Annotated in this window: 1 pseudogene; it reads right to left on the bottom strand. The window is 37.7% G+C overall.

Annotated elements, in window-relative coordinates:
• A pseudogene (locus JWG88_RS21500) lies at positions 1-393 on the bottom strand (patatin-like phospholipase family protein); the annotation flags it as partial.

The raw sequence follows: 393 nt of genomic DNA, 5'->3' as shown, positions 1-393 counted from the left end.
GTAATACTTAAATCACTATTGGGCGCGCCAAAAATAAAACGCTCATATTGCGAGCCTAATAATTTTCGATTAACGCGGTTAAGCATATAACTTTTTGATAAACCCAAAAGCTGTATTAATTTATTCTCACTGGCAATAAACCCGTTAGATTTTGCGACAATAAAATGCGCTTTAAATACCGGATTATTTATAATTTCAGTGACACCGTTATCACCAAACACATCTGCAAGTAATGCGCGGGCTTTAGTGGTAATTTCAGTTGGGGTGGGTTTATTACTAGAATATCGGGTTTGCGAATACGATTTTGCTAAACGTTCAATGGCTTTAACTGGATCGTTTTGTGCAAAACACGCAGAACGAAAAGCCCCTGCCGATGAGCCAATTAAATTAAGC

The sequence above is a fragment of the Desulfopila inferna genome (assembly GCF_016919005.1).
GTDB lineage: Bacteria > Desulfobacterota > Desulfobulbia > Desulfobulbales > Desulfocapsaceae > Desulfopila_A > Desulfopila_A inferna.
This window is presented reverse-complemented; position numbering and strand designations above follow the sequence as displayed.